The sequence below is a fragment of the Vulcanococcus sp. CPBay_Sum15L08_68 genome (assembly GCF_017855895.1).
Taxonomy (GTDB): Bacteria; Cyanobacteriota; Cyanobacteriia; order PCC-6307; family Cyanobiaceae; genus Vulcanococcus.
Genome location: NZ_JAFMFX010000029.1, coordinates 1 through 21,206, shown reverse-complemented (window position 1 = coordinate 21,206; position 21,206 = coordinate 1). Strand labels below are relative to the sequence as shown.

The window sequence follows — 21,206 nt, the reverse complement described above, 5'->3', positions numbered from 1 at the left end:
GTGCACTCGAGAGTGATCACGATCCGGACGCCCTTGTTCTTAGCCATAAAGGACGTTGCGCCGCTTGTGCGATGCGATTGGACAGTGGACAACCATACCTTGTCGCCTGACCTGGCCTGGTGTCTTGCCTCTTTAAAGTCGACGCTCTGTTTGCCCGTGTCAGATGCAGGTCTCGCTCCAATGGCTCCGGGAGCTGGTGGCCTGCGATCTGGCACCGGACGTTCTCGCTGAGAAGCTCTCGATTGCCGGCTTCGAGGTGGAGGAGATCACCGATCTGGCCGCCCGTGCAGCAGGGGTGGTGGTTGGTTTTGTTGAGCAGCGGGAACCCCACCCGGACGCCAACAAGCTGAGCGTCTGCACGGTCTCAGTCGGCGCTGAAGCTCCGCTACAGATCGTCTGTGGAGCCAAAAATGTGCGCGCCGGCATTCACGTCGCCGTCGCCACCGTGGGGGCCTACCTGCCGGCCGTCGATTTAAAGATCAAGCCCGCAGAGCTGCGCGGGGTCGCCAGCAGCGGAATGATCTGCTCGCTCTCAGAGCTCGGGTTGGCCGATAGCTCGGACGGAATTGTTGTTCTCGAGGAGGCCCTTGAGTCCGTTCCGGCCATCGGCAGCCCGGTTGGCCCCCTCTTTGGTCTCGACGATCAGGTCTTGGAGTTGGCGATTACCGCCAACCGCCCCGATGGTCTCTCGATGCTCGGCATCGCCCGCGAGGTGGCTGCACTGACTGGGGCAACCCTCAACCTGCCCTCCGCAGCACCGGTGGTCAGCTCCGAGGCACTGCCTGTGGGCGCCGATGTTCAAGACCGCATCGAAGACGGCGGCCTGTTCAGTCTGACCGCCCTCTCGGGCCTCAAGGTCGGCCCCTCGCCCCGTTGGCTCCAGAGCCGACTCGAGCGTGCTGGTCTCCGGCCGATCAACAACGTCGTGGACATCACCAACCTGGTGATGCTGGAGCAGGGACAGCCCCTGCATGCCTTTGATGCAGATCGACTGGCCCAATTGAGCGAAGGCCGCCTCGACCCAGCGGCGATCGATCTCCGCGCTGGCCGTCCTGGCGAAGCCTTCACGACCCTCGATGGCAGCGACCACAGCCTCAGTGAAGACGCCTGGGTCGTGAGCTACGCGGACCACGCGATTGCGCTGGCCGGTGTCATGGGCGGTGACGCGTCGGCTGTTCAGGAGAAGACCACATCGATCTGGCTCGAGGCGGCGATGTTTGCTCCCCAGACCGTCCGCAAGAGCGCCCGCAGCTTGGGGCTGCGGACCGACGCCAGCAGTCGCTTTGAAAAGGGCCTGCCGCTCGAAGTCACCCTGTCTGCCGCCGACCGCGCCGTGGCCTTGCTGCAGGAGATCTGCGGGGCCCAACTGGACGGTCGCTGGCTGCATCAACGTGTCGAGGGAGCCAAGCCGCCACTCGAGCTACGCCGCGACGCATTGCACAACCTCCTCGGTCCTGTGGTCACGGCCGATGGCGAGGAGATCGATCTAGAGGATGCGGAGATCGAGCGGATCCTCGAGGCCCTGGGCTGCAGCCTTCAGGCCGGCGAGGAGGGTTGGTTGGTGCAGGTTCCGCCTGCCCGGGCCATGGACCTGCAACGGGAGGTGGATCTGATTGAGGAGGTTGCCCGCTTGGTGGGCTACGACCGTTTCGCCAGTCACCTGCCGGACCCCATTGCCCCGGGGGGGCTGACCCCGCTGCAGGAGGCCGAGCGCCGGCTGCGCCGCCTCTTGGCTAGCGCTGGTCTCCAGGAGGTCTGCAGCCTGTCCCTCGGCCCTGCAGAGGTCGACCGTCCGGGTGCTGATCCCAGCCGCCGCGTCGCCCTCGCCAATCCGTTGTTGGCCGACTACAGCCACCTGCGCGACAGCCTGGTCGATGACCTGCTTTCGGCGGCGCAGCGCAACCTGAAGGCTGGTCGTGGCGGTTTTTGGGCCTTCGAGATTGGCAATGTGTTTGATGCCAAGGCCCAGGGTTCACCGCAAAGCCAACACCTCGCTGGTGTGATCTGTGGTTCCCGTCAGGCCGAGCTCTGGAGCCAAAGCGGCAAGCCCCAAGCGCCTGATTACTTCAGTGCCCGTGGTGTTCTCCAATCAGCACTCGCCGCCCTGAAGCTGCCCTTGGAGGACAGGCGGTTGAGTGATCATCCGCTGCTCCATCCCGGTCGTGCAGCCCAGATCGTGGTTGAAGGGCGGCCACTGGGGTATTTCGGTCAGATCCATCCGGCCCTTGCGGAGCAGTTCGATCTACCGGCCACCACTTATCTCTTCCAATTGGAGGTTGGCGCGCTGTTGAGTGCGGCGACCCGGCGCAATCGCTGGCAACCCAGCTTTGCCCCCTTTGCCACGGTGCCCGCCTCCGAGCGCGATCTCGCCCTTGTGGTCCCAACGGACACCGCCAGCGCTCAGCTGTTGAATGCGATCCGCAAGGCGGGCAAGCCCCTCCTGGAGCAGGCTGAACTGGTGGACCGCTACGACGGAGAGCAGGTCGCGCAAGGCTCCTGCAGCCAGGCGTTCCGCTTGCGCTATCGGGATCCCAAGCGCACGCTCAAGGACACCGAGGTCGACGAGGCGCACGAGAAAATCCGTGCGGCCCTCGAAAAGCAGTTCGGTGCCCAGCTACGCGGCTGAACCGCTGTGGGTCAGTAGGGCCAGGGTCTCGACATGGCTCGTCTGAGGGAAGAAATCAACCGGTTGAACCGTCTCAAGGCGGTAGCCGCCTTCTTCACCGCAGAGTTGCTGTAAGTCCCTCGCCAGGGTCGAGGGATTGCAGCTGATGTAGGCCAACCGATCTGGAGTGCCATCAAGGATGGCGCCGAGCGCCTCGGCACTCAGTCCCTTGCGGGGCGGATCCACCAGGAGGGATCCGGTCATCTTCAACCGCTCGGCCAGCACCGCGGCCACGTCAGCCTGTTCAAAAAAGGCGGTCGTGATCCCGTTGCGTTCGGCATTGGCCGTGGCTTGGCTGACCGATAACGGATGCACCTCAAGGCCCAGAACCTTCAGGCCAGAGCGTGCCAAGGGCAGGCTGTAGGTCCCGATTCCGCTGTAGGCGTCGATCACCGTTGCGCTCTTCCCTGCAGCAAAGAATTGCCGCAGTGGTTCAACCAGCCGCTGCGCTTGGGCTGTGTTGACTTGAAAGAAGGTGTCGGCTGCGATGCGCAGCTCAATGCCATCAAAGATTTCAAGTAGCCAGGCGCGTCCGGCGATCAGGTCAGTCTCTGGGCCCATTACGACGTTGGAGGCCTTCGGCTGAACGTTGAGCCCGACCCCGACGACCTCCGGCCATCGCTCCATCCAGCGTTGGGCCAGGGACTCAAGTCCCTTGAGTTGCCGGTGGCTGCTCACCAGCGTGATCAGGATTTCCCCCGTTGCTGATCCCACCCGTAGGGCCAGATGACGCAGCCCGCCTTTGGCGCTGAGGTTCACATCAACGGGCCAGCCGGTCTTCTCCAAATCCTTCTTGATTGGCTCAATCAAGGCATCGATCCTTGGATCAAGGACCGGGCAGTGATTGAGATTGACGATCTTGTGGCTGCCGCGTCTGTAGTAGCCCGCCCTCAAGCGGCCGTCCTCCGCGCGCTCCAGTGGGATGAGGGCGCGATTTCGGTATCCAAAGCCCTGCTCACAGCCCCAAACCGCCTCAACGCTGGTCTCCAATTTGGCCAGCCGGCTCAGGCTCTGCTGCACCAGGTCCCGCTTCAACTCCAGCTGCATCGCACTGGAGCAGTGCTGCAGGCTGCAGCCTCCACAGCGCTCCGCAAGGATGCACGGCGGCTTTTCCCGTTCGGGACTCGCCTGACTGACCTCCAGCAGATCAGCCTCCAGATGCCGCTTGGCACAACGGCGCACACGGGCTTGAACCGTTTCACCAGGCAGTGCCCCGGGGATAAACACAGCGGTTTCCATCCAGCGGCCCACGCCCTGGCCCTCATGGCCCAGCCCTGTGACCAGGACCTCGATGGTTGAGCCCAACTGCACCTTGCTTGCTGCCATCACCCGCTTGCCGTCCTTCTTTGACCCTATCGGTGCGTAAACACCTGCTCAGAGCGGGGCTTTTCAGCGCTTGTCCTGGATACAGTGGCTGGGTCAATGGTGGTTTCGATGAGCGTCGTACGCGATCTGATCCTTCAGGCAGACGATCAGCTCCGCTATCCCACCGGCGGTGAGCTGCGCTCCATGGTGGAGTTCCTCTCCACCGGCTCCAATCGCCTTTCCGTTGTCCGGATCCTGACTGACAACGAAAAGAAGATCGTTGACGAAGCCTCGAAGCAGCTCTTCAGCCGTAAGCCCGAATACGTCGCACCTGGCGGCAACGCCTACGGCTCTAAGCAACGGGCCCAGTGCCTGCGCGACTTCGGCTGGTACCTGCGTCTGGTCACCTACGGCGTCCTGGCTGGGAGCACCGAGCTGATTCAGAAGATTGGCCTCGAGGGTGCTCGTGAGATGTACAACAGCCTCGGTGTTCCGATGCCCGGCATGGTCGAATCCATGCGTTGCATGAAGGAAGCCGCTCTGGTGCTGCTCAGCCAAGAGGATGCTGCCGTCGCCGCTCCTTACTTCGATTTCTTGATTCAAGGAATGCAGACCCCCTGCTGAGCTTCATCCCTCTTGAGTCATCGGCCGGCACACGCCGGCTTTTTTCATGCTCACTCACAGGATTAGACATGTCGCTCTTGTCCTGGATGAGACGCGTGCATAGTCTCAGCGCGCTGGTCTAATGGGTTGCCTGAGACTCATTCTCTGCACGACCGAAAGGGTGAGAAACAGCGCGACATTGTCAGTCCCATCATCTCCTCATCACAAGACCTGAACTGCGTCTCAGGCGTACCGACTGAAACACTCCTCGAATGCCTCTGGCTGGACTTGCGCAGACTTTTACCGAAGCTCTTCTCGTGGGTCGCAGTGGCCTTCCAGGCCTAGACCCTCAGTAGGACCAATAGGAGACGATCGAGTTGGTTTTGCCGGAAAACACCGGAAATGAGCCGATACCCAGAAGGAATCAGACGCGTACCTGTGTCTACAGCAGGTACGCGCCTTTGGGAAAGCAGGCCTGAACTGACTTCTTGAGCGTTGTCCAGAGTGTTGGACAGTGCTGGTGAGATGCAAGGACATCGCCTGAATGCTCGGTCTTGTGCAGGCTGTCAATGCATTGCCTCGTGCAGCCAAAACAACGACAAATGCCTATCTATAAAGAACTAATCCACACTGCTTTAGTGTCTGAGAATCGTCGCATCTCAAGACCGGCGACGAGTCTCGTCTGCGACCTGTGATTAGGCAACGTCGCGATAGCGCTCCTTGAGGAACTGGTAGGCCTCGTTGAGGCGACGCATCGCATCAGCTGATCCGCCGGCATCAGGGTGATGGCTGACGGCTTGGGTGCGGTAGGCCTCCCTGATCTCCCGCAGGCTGTAGGGGCGATCGGCGACCGTGGCGAGCTGGAGCATCTTCAGGGCGCTGTGCACCGTCATGCTGTTGTCGATGGCATCAAAGGAGGTGCTTCGCTTGCTGCGGCTTCGGTGACGCTGGACGAAGCGTGTGATCAAGCTCGGAACACGTGCGGCCAGCGTTGATCCACCAAAGGGGTCCTCAAGGATTCCCGCAGCAACGATCACGCGCTCAAGGGTCGGGGTCCCCTCCTCCCACTCGGGCGCATAGGAGAACATCACCTGTTGAACCAGGTTCCAGCCGAAGGGACGTCCGTCGCTGTCCCCCGATTGCGGCCAGATATCCCGGCCGAGCCAGACCATGGCCGCTTCCAGCGCAGCCTCCGTTGGCGCTTGGCCGTAGACCTCGCTCCAGTGCGAGGCGACCTGTTGCATGGCTTGTTCCAGTTCAAGCCGGTGGATCAGGGCCAACGTGGCGTCAGGCGTCGCCGCGCGGGGAGGCGCGTCGAGGGTTTGCTTGACGCGCTTGGCTTGCTTGCGCACGAAGCCGGGAAGCTGAATGCCGCCTGTGGCGGCAGGAGGCTCCGGGGACCCCTCCCGCAAAACCTCACTGCTCTCGGATGAGACACGGCTCTGGTCTCGCTGTGCGACTAAGCCTGAGTGCACGAGAACAATTGAAAGGTCTTCGTCGAGGGGAATGGGTCTCTGCTCTTCTTCGACCTCGAGTGAGTCCCGTTCCTCCCCCTCCGGAGTCTTGTGAGGCTGCGATTGCGAGGAGTCGTCCTGGTCTGCGTCCTCGTCCTGGGATCCCCTGACTTCCTGAAGTAGGCGTTCAACCGTGGCGCCGCGGCTGCGCAAGCCGAGCTGACCTTTCAGCCCGTCGATCCAGTCCAAAAGCTCCTCGCTGAGTTCCAGCGAGATCCGCCGTTTGTCGGTCTCTCGCTGGCTCACTCAGGCTCGGGAACTGTTGTTGAGGTTATCGACCCAACAGGGAGTTCATCATCTTTTGTTGGGCCTCGACAGCCTGCTGGTAGCGGAGCATCAAGCTCTCACTCATGCGTGTCGGGTTGATCACTGCGGCAGAAACGCCCTCCAGATTGGGAAGTGCCGGTGGGGGCTCGACCCATTGCGGGGGAGCGACGACAGGTGGCGCAGCCGGCCTGATCGTCACAGGCTCAAAGACTGGTGACTTGATCGCCGCTACGGGAACCTCGGGTGGGCTTTGTTTTGTGGCGGCAGCAGCGACCGCAGTCATCGTCTCCCGTTGTTTGAGATTGGCCAATTGCTGGTCCGAAACCACGCTCAGCAGGTGCCCAGGGGTTGCATCCGCTGGATAGACCAGGCTGACCTTGACGGGATTGCTCTGACCCGGCCGTAGATAAAGGTCGGCAATGGGGAGGCTTTCGCCGGACTTCATCCCGACGTGGACCTCTTGGTATCCATCGGATGTTTCGATGCGGATTGAGCCGCGGAAGGCGGTGAATTTGCCTCGGCCATTGATCGTGGGATGGCTGAGCACCAACTTGTGGGGGCCTGTGCCCGTGAGATTCATGGTGACGTCAAAGCGCACCCCGTAGGTCCCGACGTTGTTTAACGAGGAATCAACCATTCGGGTGACCAGGGGATTGATCTGAACTTCCCCGGTGCCGAAATGGTGGCGGTTGGTGCTGGTGAGGGGCACGTGCAGTGCACCTTGCTGGAGGTCATGGGACACGCTTGCGGTGTATTCGTCGCCAATGGCGACGCCCGCCACCCGTGAGAAGACCGTGCCGTTTTCAATTTGGCGAATCCGGCTGAGGTAAACCCGACCCGGTGCCAAACGCCGTTGATCCAGGACAGCGATCAGATCTGCATCGGACTGGGGATCCTCGGCGGCCACCACAGCCATCTGGAACGGTCCATCGCTTCGTCCCTTCAGCAGTCCATTGGCAATGCCCTTGGCTGGGAGTTGAGTGCTGAAGAGAACAATCCTGCTGCGGGCGGGGATGGTGATCTCATCGGCCAGTCTCCGGTCCAGCTTGCCGCGCAGCATTTGCACGGCTGTCGCGTCCCCTGGCCCGGTGTTCCATGGGCGATGGCCGAGAGGCTTCACGCCCATCAGATTGTCGGACTGGTAGGGCGCTTCAAAGCTGTTGCGGACAGCCCCTTTCTCAAAGCGAATGTGAACGGGCTGACTGCTGGGGTTGATCAGCAGGGTGGCCAGGGTGAGTTCACCGCGGCGTCCACCACCGCTACCCATGCGGCTCTTGTCATTCGGGTAGTACTTGTGGTGAACGTGAAGGCCGAACTCACCGTTAAAGGTGTAAGTGGCGTTGGCAAGGGGTTGTCCCGTCTCCGCCGCAATGGTCTGTCCGGGTGTTGTCGTCACCAGGATGCCTGGTCCATGCACCTCCTCCGGTTGGTTGGAGTGCAGGACCGGAACGGTGTTGAACGCACCCTGCAGCGGCCGGGCCTGCTGGCCGGCCATCAAGGCCACATCGGCTTGAGCCGGGATAGGGGCGATCAACACGCCGCCAACGAGAGCAATTGCGAGGGGTCTCATCAGACCTATGGGACCAACTGCTCTCAACGTGCGAATGATTGGCGGTGGGGTGCGTTGCTGCTCCGAATTCTTTTATCTCCGGCTGATCGAAATCAACACAGAGGCTGATGCTCCTGCCGCCTGTCGCGGCAAACCACTGCTGCTGGCTAGAACGATTGAACTCAAGCATTCTCCATGATTCCTCCGTTCTTTGCTTGCGCTGATGCGGGTTCTCCGGCCCAGATGCGTCGCCGTCACCAAGAGCGCAAGCATCAGATGTTGACCTTCTGGCGCGACGGTCTGGAGCGTCAGCTGGCGGCGATCAATGCGGCCCTGAGCACCCTCGAGCGCCAAATGCAGGATTCCAGCGAGTCCTGAGCTCCTCCAGTCCAGCGTGAAGCCTGCGCCGGACCGTTGCGGAGCTGATCCCCAGCAGACCAGCGGTCCGGCGCAGGCTGTAGCCCTCCAAGACCACAAGCTCCACAACCTGACTGTGGCGTTGCTGGATCGACGCCAACCAGGACTGCGCCATTGCCCGTGGCAGCAACGGGTCTGTCTCGTCGTCCATGGCTGCGATCCCCTCACAGCGCTCAGGGTCAAGCCAATCGAGCCTCTCTAGCTGTTCGGCCTGCTGCAGGACACGCAAGGCTGTCTCACTCCAGCCCAGTCGGCGGCCTAAGCCCACTGTTGCTTGGTTGCCAGTAGCGGCCTCAATCTTGTTCAACTGCGCTAACCGATCCTGAACAGATCGGGGCAAGCGCACCAGCCGGCTGTTGTCTCTGAGGTGCCGAAGGATTGCGCCGCGGACAAAGGGCTTGGCATAGGCACCAAGGCTGCGGTCAGGTCCTGGCTGAAACCGCGCTGAGGCCCTGAGGAAACCGACCCAGCCAGCCTGGATCAAATCGTCGACGGGTTCCCTGCAGCGCTGGGCGTAGTGCCGTGCTGTTCCGAGGACAAGACCGCGATGCCGCTTAACTTCTGCGGCCTGCTCCCGCGTGGTGGGCATGGAAACAAGGTGTGCTTGCTTCAGCAAAACCTTGACCCGTCCCCCGCGTCGTCGGTGAATTCACCGAGGTTGAGCCACCGTTCGCAGCAGCTCCAAAGGACCATGGCGCTCGAGCCAATCCCGATCGGAGCCGTTCGTGAGCAGTAGGTAGCCAGCAAAACCAAGGGCATTCACGCTGAACCCCGCCGCGTGCTCCCTGGTGCGGGCCACGGTCATGAACCAGTCGGGGCTGATCAGCACGTTGTAGGGAGCTCCTGGGTGCTCGGACATCGACGGTTGCCCAAGACCCAAGCTCTCCGTTTGCTCGAGGTAGAGGCGCTCGAGTTCCACCGCCGCTTCAGCCCCAGCCGGTGCGGTCCGGTGACTCACGCGATAGCGCCAGGGCCAGGGATCCTCCAATCCAGCCAGTTGGGCCCGGATAGCGCTGTCGAGGGGACAACAGACCTCAGACGGCTCCCGCGGCAGCAGCTGCAGGTGGCGATGGGGCTGGCTCGCCCCGGCTTCGGGGCAACTATTGAAAAACCAAAGACCACTGGTGCAGGCATCCACGGCCGCGAGTTGCATCCAGTCGGCAGGCTCAAGCCATCCGGCCTGCGGCCTCCACTGCTGCGTGATCAAGAGCAGGTGGCCCCGTTGAACGGGAAACTTGTTCAGCAGCAACAGGTGGCTGCTTCCGAGTCGTTCCACCTCCAGGCGCTGATCCCAGGGAAGAAAGGGATTTGGCTTGGGCCCCTCCCGGCGCAGATGTTTCGGTGTGGCCGATTCCAGTCGGCGAATGACGAATGGCTCGCAGCGCGCAAGGCCTTCCACAGCGGTATCCAGGGGGACCAGCGCACCGTTGGCTTCAGCCACGTCGCTGCAGCGCAGCGCTGCTGTGCCGTAGCGCCCCAGAACGCCCATCTCCTTGACCAAGGCCAGATCTGATTAAAGCGCCACTCAGTCCTGACTGCAGACGCTCCAGTCGCCTGGAACATGCCCTGGAGGGCCGGCTGCGACTGAGCCTGACCAGAGGACATGGCCCAGACCACTGAGGCGCACGCGGTAACCCTCCTGGAGCTCACAGCGCATCCCGCCGCAGCGGGCCGAGGGCTGCCAGCCGTGCAGGGTGGACTTGCCGAGCGCATCGGCCCACCAGGGGGCGACGAGGGCATGGGCTGAACCCGTTACCGGATCCTCCTCAATGCCGAGGCCTGGGGCAAAGAAGCGCAGCTGGTAGTCGCAGGTCTGGCCAAAGAGCTCAGCGGAGCTCCCGGCCTGCATCACCACCAGACCTTGACGATCAGCCCCTTCGAGGCGCTCACTCACCCCCCGGAGCTCCCGCAGGATCAGCGCGCTGTCCACGAGTACGACGCGATAGCCCAAGTTCGAGCGCCAGTAGCCCAAGACGTCGCTGTCCAGAACCTGCCTCAGATAGCTCGGTGCCTGCTCATGGATGAGGGGTTCGCTGGGCAGCACCAGGGAGGCAGCTCCCCTCACCTGCGGATCAACGCGAACCGCTAAGCCACCGCTTCGGCTCGCCAGGCGGAGCTCGTCTCCTACTGGAACCAGGTTCCAGTGCTGCAGGGCCAGGGTTGCGGCCAGCGTTGCATGGCCGCAGAGGGGCACCTCACAGGTTGGTGTGAACCAGCGAATGCACCACTGCTGCCTGGGGTTCAGCCAAAGAAAGGCCGTCTCAGATTGCTTCAAACTGCCCGCCAGGGCCTGCATCCACTCTGGGCTGGCCGCCTCCTGCAGTTCCACCACCGCTGCGCCGTTGCCGCACAGGGGACCATCAGCAAACGCCTCGATCAGCAGAGCCCGCCGCGCCGTTGGATCGGAAGGAAGCTCAGGCATCCAGCGCTAGGCCTGCTCATCACGAAGGGACCGCTGCATTAAGGCATGAACCGCCTCTTGGGGGCTACTTCGGCCGTCTGCCGTACGCACCACCTGCTGGCAGATCGGTAGGGACCAGCCGTGGCGCTCGCCCAGTGCCGCAACAGCCTGGGCAGTCTTGAATCCCTCGACAGTGGCGCCAACGCTGGCTTGGGCTTCGCTGGCACTGGCCCCTCCCGCCAGGGCCAAACCAAAGCGGTAGTTCCGGCTGAGGGGGCTGTTCGCTGTTGCCAAGAGATCACCCAGACCCGCCAACCCGTAGAGGCTGCCCTGCTCTCCCCCCAGGTTCTGAATCACCAGTCCCATCTCCGCCATCCCCCGGCAGAGCAACGAGGCCTTGGCGTTGGCTCCGAGCTGCAGGCCATCGCAGATACCAGCCGCGATCGCCATCACGTTTTTAAGCGCACCCGCGAGTTCCACTCCAAGCGGATCGGCACTGGCATAAAGCCGCAGCTGATCGGAGCTGAGCTGCCGCTGCAGCTGCTGAACCCGATCGAGCTCCACCCCGGCCAAAACACTCGCCGCCGGGCAGCCCTGGGCCAATTCAGTCGCAAGGTTGGGACCACTCAGCACCAGAGGGTTGAGCTCGGGATTAGCGGCCTGCCAGATCTGACTTGCGGTGAGCTGGGTCTCGGGGTCGAGCCCCTTGCTACAGCTCAGCAGCGGCACTCGCAGGTCCCAGTCCCCAGCTAGGTCTGTGGCCAGCTGCTTGCTCCCTGCAAGGGAGACGGCCACCAGCACCAAATCGACAGCACGTATCGCTTCGAGAGGGGACCCTCCGCTGCGGCGGCTCCAAACCTTGATCTGGTGCCCCTGGCGGCTGAACAAATCAGAAAGGGTCTGCCCCCAAGCCCCAAGGCCCAGGACACCGATGCTGAGGGCGGTCACTGGTCCGCCGCGTGGGCCTGAAGCAGCTCGAGGGGAATCACGTCCAGGCTGGAGTCCTCACAAGCTGCGAGGCGGACGGGTGGGGCCATGCCGTCTTGGTAGGCCTCGAGCCAACGGGCTGCACAGACGCACCAATGGTCACCGGGTTTGAGCCCGGGGAAGCCATAGGCGGGCATCGGGGTCGTCAAATCATTCCCCTGAGCCTTCGAGTAGCTGAGGAATTGTTCATTGACGACGCAACAGACGCTGTGACGCCCCAAATCCGCTGCGTTGGTGCGGCAGCTGCCGTCGCGAAACCAGCCAGTCATCGGGTCACATCCACACTCCTGCAACGGTTCTCCAAGAACGTTGAGGGACGTGGTCTCAGCTGCGTTCATCGTTGGGTTGTGCCCGGTTTCAGCCGGTGAATGACGTCAATTCTGACGAAGGAGTGGAACAAAACCGCCGGGGAGGTTGACGGGATCGGGGGGTAAGGCGTTAAAGGTCATTCAGCCAACCCCCCTACATGAGCTGGGACTTCACCGAAGACGGCGCCTTCCTGGCCCTTTGCGATGCCTTCAAGGAGAGCGGCGAGAGCTCTGCCATTGAGTTCTTGGCCAACGGCGAGGGCGCATTCCACTTCCAGGAGTTAGCTCAGAACGCGGCTGGAGAAGGTGTCGATCTATCGGACTCCTCTGACCTCGAGGAGTTCCAACAGGAAGTGATCGACACCATGGAAAATCTCTGCGGCTGATTCAGCCGTAGAAGAAGGCGACCTCTTTGTCCTTCAGGCCATCCCAGCCAGCCGCCTTGAGGCGTGCATCGAGGGTCTGTTGGTCAAAGTGCTTCGAGCCGGTTTTAACCACACGGTTCCGCATTGATTTTTTGACGCCGCTGCGGGCCCGTTGACTCTCCAGATCCATCACCTCGTTGTAGAGGGCCAGCATCTCCTGAGGGATCGGGCTTCCATCGAGATCAATGCCTGAGGCGATTGCAGCATCGACGCCGCCAGGTCCGGCAATGGCCATCGGTCAAGGGTGAGGGGCCCTGACCCTAAGCGGAGAAATAGCGAGCCTGGCTGTGCAGGGCGACCAGAGCTGTGGTGCTCTGCTCGGGCTCCAGTTGGTCGCTCTCGTCCATGCTCAACCCAATGCGATCCGTACCCAGCCAGGTGAGCTGTTGACGGGAATCCGGGACGTTGGGGCAGGCGGGATAACCAAAGGAGTAGCGACTGCCGCGATAGCGCTGAGCTAAGACATCGCGCAGGGGCATGTCTGCGGGGTCCGGATAGCCCAGCTCGCTGCGAATGCGGGCATGGACCCATTCGGCCAAGGCCTCTGCCATTTGAACGCCAAGTCCATGGAAGTACAGGTAGTCGCTGTACTGATCGCCCTTGAAGAGCTCCTGGGCGAATTCGGTGGCCCGCTCACCCATGGTCACCGCCTGCATCGGCAGCACGTCTGTGGCCCCGGGGGCGAGGTCGCGATAGAAATCAGCGATGCAGTAGCGGTTGCCTGATCGCTGGCGCGGCAGCTCAAAGCGTCCGAGCTCCTGGTCGTGTTGCTCAGGGTTAAGCACCACAAGGGCATTTCCATCACGGCCACAGGGGTAGTAGCCGTAGGCCACCCGAGGGCTCAGCAGGGCCTCATCGATGCAGCGCTGCTTCCAGTGGGCGAGGACCGGCTCAGCCTTCTCAGCGAGCATGGCCTCATAGTCCTCGCGGGACTGTCCTTGGGCCTTGCGCAGTTGCCACTGCCCGGCGAAGAGGGCATTGCGATCCAGGTAGGCGAAGACAGATTCGATGTCGATCGCGTCTTCCCGCAGGACCTGACTTCCCCAGAACGGAGGGGTGAGGGCTGGCTCTTCAGGGACGGCTTCGGAGCGTTCCGTTGAGACGGGAGTTAGCGCAGCGGGAGTCGATTCAGCCGCTGCCTTGCCGCCAGAGCCCTCTGGCTGACCGTCAGATTCGCCAGCATTGTCCAGACCAAGGCCCTCGGGAATCGCACCCAGGAACCCCTTGGCGTTGTCCCACTGCTCATCCGCTTTGGCGGTCACGAGGGCATCCATGAACCGCAGGTCAGCAAACGCATCGCGGCCGTAAATCACCTGACCGGCATAAACCTCACGGCAGTCCTTATTGACAAAGCGAGGGGTCAACGCAGCACCACCAAGGATCACAGGGACATTGATCCCTGCCTCATTGAACGCAGCCAAGTTGTCCTTCATGAAGGCCGTTGACTTGACCAACAACCCACTCATGGCAATGCAATCAGCGTTGTGCTTCTGCTGCGCCTCAATGATGGCCTCGACGGGCTGCTTAATGCCCAGGTTGATCACCTCGTAGCCGTTATTCGTGAGGATGATGTCAACGAGATTCTTGCCGATGTCATGGACATCGCCTTTGACAGTGGCAATCAAGAACTTCGCTTTCGCTGAACTCTCACCCTCCACCTTGTCCATTAATGGCTCCAGGAAAGCCACCGCAGACTTCATCGTCTCGGCACTCTGAAGCACAAAAGGCAACTGCATTTGGCCGGAGCCGAAGAGTTCACCTACCACCTTCATCCCATCAAGCAGGAAGGTGTTGATGATGTGCAGCGGTTTGTAGGTCTCAAGCGCAAGACGCAGGGCATCCTCAAGGCCAATGCGCTCGCCATCGATGATGTGCTGCTTGAGCCGCTCCTCAACCGGAAGGTCTGCCAAGGAGGGACCGGAGGCGCGGGCTTCCTTGGTGGACACGCCCTCGAACAGCGTGGTGAGCTCCGTCAGCGGGTCATAGACGCAGACGCCGTTCTCAAAGCGCCTGCGGTCATTGATCAGATCGCGGCAGACCTGCTGGTGCTCCTCACTGATCTTGATCAGGGGGAGGATTTTCGCAGGGCTCACGATGGCCGCATCCATGCCCGCCTCACAGCAGTCGTGCAGGAAGACGGAGTTCAGAACGATGCGAGCCGCAGGTGACAGGCCGAAACTGACGTTGCTGACACCGAGAACCACATGGACGCCCGGGAGGTTTTCGCGAATCATGCGAATCGCCTGGACGGTGGCGAGGCCGTTCTCACGGTCCTCTTCGATGCCCGTTGAGATGGGCAGCGCTAGAGGGTCGTAGAAGATTTCATGGGCTGGAATGCCGTATTCCAGGGCGTCCCGGTAAGCGCGTTGTGCGATGGCGAATTTGCGCTCTGCGCTGCGGGCCATCCCCTCCTCATCAATGGTGCCGACCACCACACCAGCGCCATAGTCACGCGCCAGTTCCAGCACTTTGAAAAAGCGCTCGTCACCGTCTTCGTAGTTGGTGGAGTTGAGGATGCACTTGCCACCGGCCACCTTCAGGCCAGCTTCCATCTTTTGCCACTCCGTGGAGTCGAGCATCAAGGGAAGGTTGACGTTGGTGACCAGACGGCTCACCAAGGCATGCATATCGGCCTCGCCATCGCGGCCGACGTAATCGACGTTGACATCGAGAACGTGGGCGTTCTCCTTGACCTGCCCCCGGGCGACGGAAACCAGACCATCCCAGTCCTCTTCAGCCAGCAACTCCCGGACCTTCTTGGAGCCACTGGCATTCAGCCGTTCACCAATGATCAGGAAGGAGTTGTCCTGCAGATAGGGGGTAACGCCGTAGATCGAACTGGCTGAGGGTTCGTACTGCAGGGCTGGCCGTGGAGCATCAGCATCCGGCTCAGTGCTTCCACGCACGCTGCGTTCTGCAGGTTGCAGTTCAGAAGCGAGCTCCGCCAGGGCCGCAATGTGGGCCGGAGTCGTGCCGCAGCAGCCACCGATCACCTGGACACCCAGGTCCTCGACGAAGTGCATCAGCTGCATCTTCATCTCTGTGGGTGTGAGGCGGTAGTGCGCCACACCGCCAATGTTCTCGGGTAATCCCGCGTTGGGGATACAGCTGACGACGAAGGGGCTATGGGCCGAGAGGTAGCGGACGTGCTCCTTCATCTGCTCGGGGCCGGTCGCGCAGTTCAGGCCGAGAACATCGATCGGAAAGGGCTCAAGGATCGCCACGACAGCGGCAATATCCGAGCCCACCAGCATCGTGCCGGTGGTCTCCATGGTCACGCTGACCATCAGGGGACGCCGTTCACCTGTTTTGGCAAAGGCCTGTTCAATGCCCTGGAGGGCCGCCTTGATTTGCAGGACGTCCTGACAGGTTTCAACGATGAACAGGTCGACATCTCCTGCGATCAGGCCCTCGGCCTGCTCCGCAAAGGAGTCGCGCATCTCATCGAAGCCAATGTGCCCAAGGGTTGGCAGCTTCGTCGTCGGACCCATCGATCCGGCCACAAACCTGGGCTTCTCAGGCGTTGAGTAGGCCGCCGCCATTTCACGGGCAAGCTCCGCGGCCCGCTTGTTGAGCTCAAAGGCCTTGTCTTGGATGTCGTACTCGGCCAAGACCGTTGAGGTCGCCCCGAAGGTGTCGGTCTCGATCACATCGCAGCCGGCCTCGAGAAACTGACGATGCACCGCCTGGACGGCATCCGGGCGCGTGAACACCAGGTTTTCGTTGCAACCCTCGAGGGCCAGGCCGCCGAAGTCATCAGCAGTCAGATCCATCTGCTGCAACGACGTTCCCGTTGCGCCGTCAAACACCAGCACTGGCCGCGCAGGGCTGTGCAGGCGTTCAAGGAAACCGATGCGTTGTGTGGCGAGCATCAACCGATCAACCGTCCAGGCGAATGCGCGTGACCCAATGGTCAAAGGCGGGATCACGCCCTTCGGTGATGGCGGTCAGGCGCTCGCGAATGGCGGTCATCACCGGACGCTCAGCACTGAGTTCAGTGGTTTCCACACGACGAATCGGCGTGACCTTGGCGGCTGTACCGCTCAAGAAGACTTCATCGGCAATGAATAACTCGCTCTTGTCGACGGGACGCTCCAGGGTGGGGATCCCCATCGCCTTAGCCAGCTCCAGAACACTGGATCGGGTGATGCCCTCAAGAATGTCCTGATCGACACCTGGTGTGATCAGGACACCATCGCGAACGAGGAACAGATTCATGCCGCTGGCCTCGCTGACCTTGCCGCGGCTGTTGAGCAGCAGAGCCTCATCAAAACCGCTCTTGACGGCCTCTGTTTTGGCGAGTGAACTGGTGATGTAGGCGCCGCTGATCTTGCCGCGCAGGGGCAGGGAGCGATCTTCTTGGCGGGTCCAGGAGCTAATCCGGCAGCTCACCCCCTCAGGGGAGAGATAGTCACCGAGCTCAAGGCCGTAGATCAGGAAATCGGTCTCAATGTTGTGCAGCCTCGGGGCAATCCCCAGGTCACTTGTGTAGACGAAGGGACGCAGATAGACCGGGCAGGTGGGGCGATTGGCGCACAGGAACTGATGGATCGCGCTGTGGATCGTGTCTTCGCTGAGCTCTGTCAGTAGGAGACGCGCGCTCTGACTTAATCGGCGGGCGTGGCGGTCGGCCCGGAACAGAAGAATCTCGTTGGCATCGGCCGGATTGGGGATCGCCCGCATTCCGCCAAACGCACCGGTCCCGTAGTGCAGGGCATGGGTCGCCACCGACAGCGTGGCCTCCGCAAAGGGCACACACTTGCCACCGAACCAGGCGAAGGGCAGGAACTGATGCATGGGGTCGGTGGGGGCGGCCACAGCTGCAGACGATCCTCTCACTGCTGGGTGCCCAAGCGCGAGTGCTGAACCAGCAAGATGGAGCAATGCACCGTCTTGCGGCTGTCCCTGGTAGCCACAGCCCTGATGACGGGGTGACCTACGTGGAGCAACCCGGGGCGGAGCTGGTGTTCCTCTCCAGCGCCGACACCGACTTGGCTGCCCTGTCGGCCTGCCTGGATCAGCACAGTTGTCCGGCAGGAGCGGCTCGCCAGATCCAAGGTCTCAACCTGGCCAGCCTGCAGCACCCAGCGGTTCTCGATCACTACATCCGCACCAGCCTTGGCGGCACGCAGCTGGTGTTGATCCGACTGCTTGGCGGACGCGGGCACTGGAGTTATGGCCTCGAGCAGTTCCGGCAGTGGGCCTCTGCAGACTCCAAACGAGCGCTGGTCGTTCTGGCCGGGACCGCCGATGAGGACGAGGCCCTTGCCAGCCTCAGCAGCGTTCCCGCTGCACTCGCCACAGCCAGCAGCCGCTGCCTCCGGGAAGGGGGTACATCCAATCTTCTGGAGGTCCTGGGCTCCCTTGGCCACTGGCTCGATCACGGCCAGCTGCAGCTCCCCCAAGTCCACGCCGTTGAGGACCCGAAAGCCCACGACTGGCGTGACGATCTCGGACCGCGTGTCGGTGTCATCCTCTACCGGGCGCTCCTGCAGTCCGGTGATTTGGCCTTGCCCGAGGCCCTGCTCGACTCCCTCAGAACACAGGGGCTCGCCCCGCGGGCTCTCTGGGTCAGCAGCCTTAGGGACCCAGGGGTCCAGCGAGGAACCCTGGATCTGCTCCAGCGCGAGCAGGTGGCGGCTGTGGTCTGCACCACCTCCTTCGCCTCCGTGCAGTTCGCTGAAGCAGGGCTCGGTGCCCCGCTGTGGGACGCGCTCGGTGTTCCTGTCTTCCAGCTGCTCTGCAGCACCCAAACGCAGGAGGCTTGGAGCGCCAGTCCCATTGGTCTGTCCTCCCTGGATCTGACCCTGCAGGTGGCGATGCCGGAGCTCGACGGTCGCATCAGCACACGCGTTGGAGCCTTTAAGGAGCTGACCAGAGCTGATGCGCGCTTGGCCACAGCTCTGCATCGCTATCTACCGGAGCGGGAGCGGCTCGATTGGGTTGCGCAATTGGTGCAGCGCTGGTGCAGCCTGCGCGAGACCCCGGCGTCCGATCGCCGTCTGGCCTTGGTGCTGGCGAACTATCCAACCCGCAATGCGCGATTAGCCAACGGCGTCGGGCTCGACACCCCAGCCAGCGCTGCGGCGATGCTGCATTGGCTGAAGCAAGCGGGCTATGGACTACCGGAGCAGCTGCCAAGCGACGGAGACGGCCTGATTCAGGCGTTGCTCGCCGGACGGACGAATGACCCTGAAAGCACGCACCTGAAGGCCCTAGATCACCTTCCCCTTGCCGACTACCTGGCTTGGTTTGACGGAATCCCCGCAGCAGCTCGCAGCCGCCTGGAAGCCCAATGGGGTTCACCAAAACAGGATCCGTCGCTGGAGAAGGAGGGCTACCCCATCCATGGCCTGCAATACGGCCATGTGGTGGTGATGATCCAGCCGTCCCGGGGTTACGAGAGGGACCCAAGCCTCAGCTACCACTCCCCGGATCTGGTGCCGACCCACCACTACCTGGCCCACTACCTCTGGCTCAACCAATCCGCAGCGGTCCAGCTGGTCTGCCATGTGGGGAAGCACGGCAACCTCGAGTGGCTTCCTGGAAAGGGACTTGGACTCTCGCCAGGCTGCTTCCCGGAACTGGCCTTAGGCCCGATCCCCCACCTCTATCCGTTCATCGTCAATGACCCGGGTGAGGGCTCCCAGGCCAAGCGCCGTGCCCAGGCGGTCATCCTCGATCACCTCACCCCACCCCTTGGTCGTGCAGGACTCCATGGCGACTTGCGGGAACTCGAGGCTCTGATTGATGAGTACTGGGAATCCGTACAGCTAGGCAGTGCTCGGAGCGAGACGCTCCGCAGCGCGATCCTGACGCAACTGAGCCGCAGCGAACTCAGCGACGTCTTGGCCGCGGGCGACGCTGCGGATCCCCTCGATGCCGCCGACGGCTACCTCTGTGAACTCAAGGAAGCCCAGATCCGAACCGGTCTGCATCGCTTCGGCTCCCTTCCTGAGACGGAGGCCCTCGCTGAACTGCTGGCCTGTCTGGCCCGTCCCCCCCAGGAGGGTGGTCTCGGTCTAACCCAGGCCCTTGCCCTCGATGCGGCCTTGCAGCTGGACCCCTGGAGTGACCCAGAAGAATCCCCCCTCGAGCCCGTCGATCAGCAGCGGCTACTCGCCCTCGGCCTCAGACACCCCAGGGTCTGCGGGGATGCCATCGCCTGGCTTGAAGATCAGGCCCTCGATCTCTGCCGCTCACTTCTGGGCGAAGTCCACAGCCACAAGGCCGTCGGGCAACACACCGAGCAGGTGCTGGAGCGTCTTGGCCAACGGCTCGTGCCGAATCTGCTTGGCTGCGGTGAGGCCGAGCGCACGGCCTTTCTGCGTGGTGTAGCAGGTGATCGGATCGCGGCGGGGCCCTCCGGTGCCCCCACCCGTGGACGGCCGGATCTTTTACCGACGGGCCGCAATTTCTACAGCGTTGATTTGCGCGGGCTGCCGACGGAAGCAGCCTGGGACCTGGGTCGACGTAGCGCAGAACTCCTGCTCGATCAGCATTTGATGGAGGAGGGGGAGCCCCTTCGCCATCTCGCCCTGTCGGTCTGGGGCACCAGCACGATGCGCAATGGCGGGGAGGACATTGGCCAGGCCCTGGCCTTGCTGGGCGTCCGCCCGGTCTGGGATGGACCCAGTCGACGGCTGGTGGACCTGGAGTTGATTCCCCTGTCGGCCTTAGGTCGGCCCCGGGTGGATGTGACCCTGCGGATCTCAGGACTCTTTCGAGACGCCTTTCCCCAGCTGGTGGCGTGGGTCAACCGCGCCACGGCTCTGGTGGCTGCAGCCGATGAATCGGCTGAGGAGAACCCGCTCGCGCAAGCCGCGCAAAGGGATGGTCATGCCTGGCGGGTCTATGGCTCAGCCCCTGGGGCCTATGGCGCGGGCCTTCAAGGTCTGATCGACAGTGGTGACTGGGAGGAACGTGGTGATCTGGCCGAGGCCTACCTGAATTGGGGCAGCTGGCGCTACGAGGGTGATGGCACTGGTGCCCTGCGCATTGCCTCCGACCGGGATGGTTTTCAGCAGCGCCTCTCGTCAGTCCAGGTCGTGCTGCAAAACCAGGACAACCGTGAGCATGACCTGCTGGATTCCGATGACTATTACCAGTTCCAGGGCGGGCTGAGTGCTGCGGTCGAGTCCGTTCGTGGTGTCGCACCAGCGGTTTGGTTCGGGGACCATTCACGCCATCAGCGTCCTCGCATCCACCGCCTGGAGAAGGAGTTCGACAAGGTGCTGCGCTCCCGCGTGCTCAATCCTCGCTGGATTGAAGGCATGCAACAGCACGGCTACAAGGGTGGCTTCGAGATGGCCGCCAGCCTCGATTATCTCTTCGCCTACGACGCGAGCACCGGTCGGGTTCCCGACTGGAGCTACGGCTCAATCTGCGAGCAGTGGCTTGAATCTCCCGAGGTTTTGGAGTTCCTGAAAACCCACAACCCTTGGGCCCTGCGGGACATGGGCGAGCGCCTGCTTGAGGCCCATCACCGCGGGCTCTGGAGCGGGGCACAAAAAAACCAGCTCGCGCATCTGCGTGAGCTGGTCTTGAACGCGGAGGCGCTGATCGAGGGTTAGAGGTCCTTGACCCAGCCCTTGAAGGCACCAATGTCCCCGGGCTTCGCCGTGCTCGTCGGGGTGGTGGGCTGTGCTTCGGCCTGCTGAGCTTTCTCTTGCTGCTTCTGGGCGTTGATGGCGGCAGGGCCACCGGGGACGTTCACGCCGACGGAGGAACCACGCTTGCGCTCGTCCAGCTCGGCCTGGCTCATC

General features: G+C 62.4%; 16 protein-coding genes and 1 pseudogene. 5 read left to right on the top strand and 12 right to left on the bottom strand.

The genetic code is table 11. The annotated features are described in order from the left end of the window. Positions 1-163: 163 nt before the first annotated feature. Positions 164-2,626: a phenylalanine--tRNA ligase subunit beta gene (gene pheT, locus QZ189_RS06515; protein ID WP_296421360.1), complete on the top strand. Its 2,463-nt coding sequence runs from the start codon at positions 164-166 to the stop codon at positions 2,624-2,626. On the opposite strand, the gene rlmD is transcribed toward pheT, so the two are convergent. After that, positions 2,615-3,991, bottom strand: a complete 1,377-nt coding sequence (gene rlmD / locus QZ189_RS06510) for a 23S rRNA (uracil(1939)-C(5))-methyltransferase RlmD (protein ID WP_296421359.1) — start codon at positions 3,989-3,991, stop codon at positions 2,615-2,617. The two genes, pheT and rlmD, sit on opposite strands and share 12 nt — an antisense overlap. A 108-nt stretch (positions 3,992-4,099) precedes the next feature. Between rlmD and apcD the strand changes: the two genes are divergently transcribed. Next, complete coding sequence (gene apcD / locus QZ189_RS06505; protein ID WP_010316991.1) at positions 4,100-4,594, top strand: allophycocyanin subunit alpha-B; 495 nt, start codon at positions 4,100-4,102, stop codon at positions 4,592-4,594. Between the two features lie 674 nt (positions 4,595-5,268). On the opposite strand, the gene QZ189_RS06500 is transcribed toward apcD, so the two are convergent. Both QZ189_RS06500 and QZ189_RS06495 read right to left on the bottom strand, forming a co-directional pair. Next, positions 5,269-6,333 carry a molecular chaperone DnaJ gene (locus tag QZ189_RS06500; protein ID WP_296421358.1) on the bottom strand — a complete coding sequence of 355 codons (1,065 nt, stop codon included), beginning with the start codon at positions 6,331-6,333 and terminating at the stop codon, positions 5,269-5,271. Between the two features lie 25 nt (positions 6,334-6,358). Continuing rightward, positions 6,359-7,924, bottom strand: coding sequence for a DUF3370 family protein (locus tag QZ189_RS06495; RefSeq protein WP_296421357.1), 1,566 nt, complete (start codon positions 7,922-7,924; stop codon positions 6,359-6,361). 222 nt (positions 7,925-8,146) lie between these two features. On the opposite strand from QZ189_RS06495, the gene QZ189_RS06490 reads away from it, so the two are divergent. Then, positions 8,147-8,281, top strand: a complete 135-nt coding sequence (locus tag QZ189_RS06490) for a hypothetical protein (RefSeq protein WP_363155472.1) — start codon at positions 8,147-8,149, stop codon at positions 8,279-8,281. Here QZ189_RS06490 and QZ189_RS11150 read toward each other — a convergent pair. Genes QZ189_RS11150 through QZ189_RS06470 form a run of 5 tightly spaced genes read right to left on the bottom strand, consistent with a single transcriptional unit; the run spans position 8,226 to position 12,046 of the window. Then, positions 8,226-8,909, bottom strand: coding sequence for a sigma-70 family RNA polymerase sigma factor (locus QZ189_RS11150; RefSeq protein WP_247478454.1), 684 nt, complete (start codon positions 8,907-8,909; stop codon positions 8,226-8,228). The two genes, QZ189_RS06490 and QZ189_RS11150, sit on opposite strands and share 56 nt — an antisense overlap. Before the next feature lie 60 nt (positions 8,910-8,969). Beyond that, positions 8,970-9,809 (bottom strand): ATP adenylyltransferase, encoded by an 840-nt coding sequence (locus QZ189_RS06485; protein WP_296421356.1) that lies wholly within the window; start codon positions 9,807-9,809, stop codon positions 8,970-8,972. Between the two features lie 36 nt (positions 9,810-9,845). Continuing rightward, positions 9,846-10,742 carry a PhzF family phenazine biosynthesis protein gene (locus QZ189_RS06480; protein ID WP_296415050.1) on the bottom strand — a complete coding sequence of 299 codons (897 nt, stop codon included), beginning with the start codon at positions 10,740-10,742 and terminating at the stop codon, positions 9,846-9,848. Positions 10,743-10,748: 6 nt separating this feature from the next. Then, positions 10,749-11,669, bottom strand: coding sequence for an NAD(P)H-dependent glycerol-3-phosphate dehydrogenase (locus tag QZ189_RS06475; RefSeq protein WP_010317000.1), 921 nt, complete (start codon positions 11,667-11,669; stop codon positions 10,749-10,751). Next, positions 11,666-12,046: a DUF2237 domain-containing protein gene (locus tag QZ189_RS06470; protein ID WP_029626305.1), complete on the bottom strand. Its 381-nt coding sequence runs from the start codon at positions 12,044-12,046 to the stop codon at positions 11,666-11,668. Before QZ189_RS06470 ends, QZ189_RS06475 begins: the two co-directional genes overlap by 4 nt. A gap of 128 nt (positions 12,047-12,174) precedes the next feature. Between QZ189_RS06470 and QZ189_RS06465 the strand changes: the two genes are divergently transcribed. Next, positions 12,175-12,402, top strand: coding sequence for a hypothetical protein (locus QZ189_RS06465; protein ID WP_010317004.1), 228 nt, complete (start codon positions 12,175-12,177; stop codon positions 12,400-12,402). A 1-nt stretch (position 12,403) separates the two neighbouring features. On the opposite strand, the gene QZ189_RS06460 is transcribed toward QZ189_RS06465, so the two are convergent. The 3 genes from QZ189_RS06460 to QZ189_RS06450 are packed head-to-tail and all read right to left on the bottom strand — an operon-like array spanning position 12,404 to position 17,238. Further along, the gene (locus QZ189_RS06460; protein WP_296415056.1) at positions 12,404-12,676 is read right to left on the bottom strand and encodes a DUF4090 family protein; all 273 of its coding nucleotides are present in this window, start codon (positions 12,674-12,676) and stop codon (positions 12,404-12,406) included. 25 nt (positions 12,677-12,701) lie between these two features. After that, positions 12,702-16,313 carry a methionine synthase gene (metH, locus tag QZ189_RS06455; protein ID WP_296421355.1) on the bottom strand — a complete coding sequence of 1,204 codons (3,612 nt, stop codon included), beginning with the start codon at positions 16,311-16,313 and terminating at the stop codon, positions 12,702-12,704. Between the two features lie 7 nt (positions 16,314-16,320). Next, positions 16,321-17,238, bottom strand: coding sequence for a branched-chain amino acid transaminase (locus tag QZ189_RS06450; protein ID WP_296415169.1), 918 nt, complete (start codon positions 17,236-17,238; stop codon positions 16,321-16,323). An 86-nt stretch (positions 17,239-17,324) separates the two neighbouring features. Here QZ189_RS06450 and cobN point away from each other — a divergent pair, with 86 nt between their 5' ends. Then, on the top strand, positions 17,325-21,014 hold the full coding sequence (gene cobN / locus QZ189_RS06445; protein WP_296421354.1) for a cobaltochelatase subunit CobN: 3,690 nt from the start codon (positions 17,325-17,327) through the stop codon (positions 21,012-21,014). Here cobN and QZ189_RS06440 read toward each other — a convergent pair. Further along, positions 21,011-21,206 (bottom strand): annotated as a pseudogene (locus tag QZ189_RS06440) (hypothetical protein); the annotation flags it as partial. The gene cobN and the pseudogene QZ189_RS06440 sit on opposite strands and share 4 nt — an antisense overlap.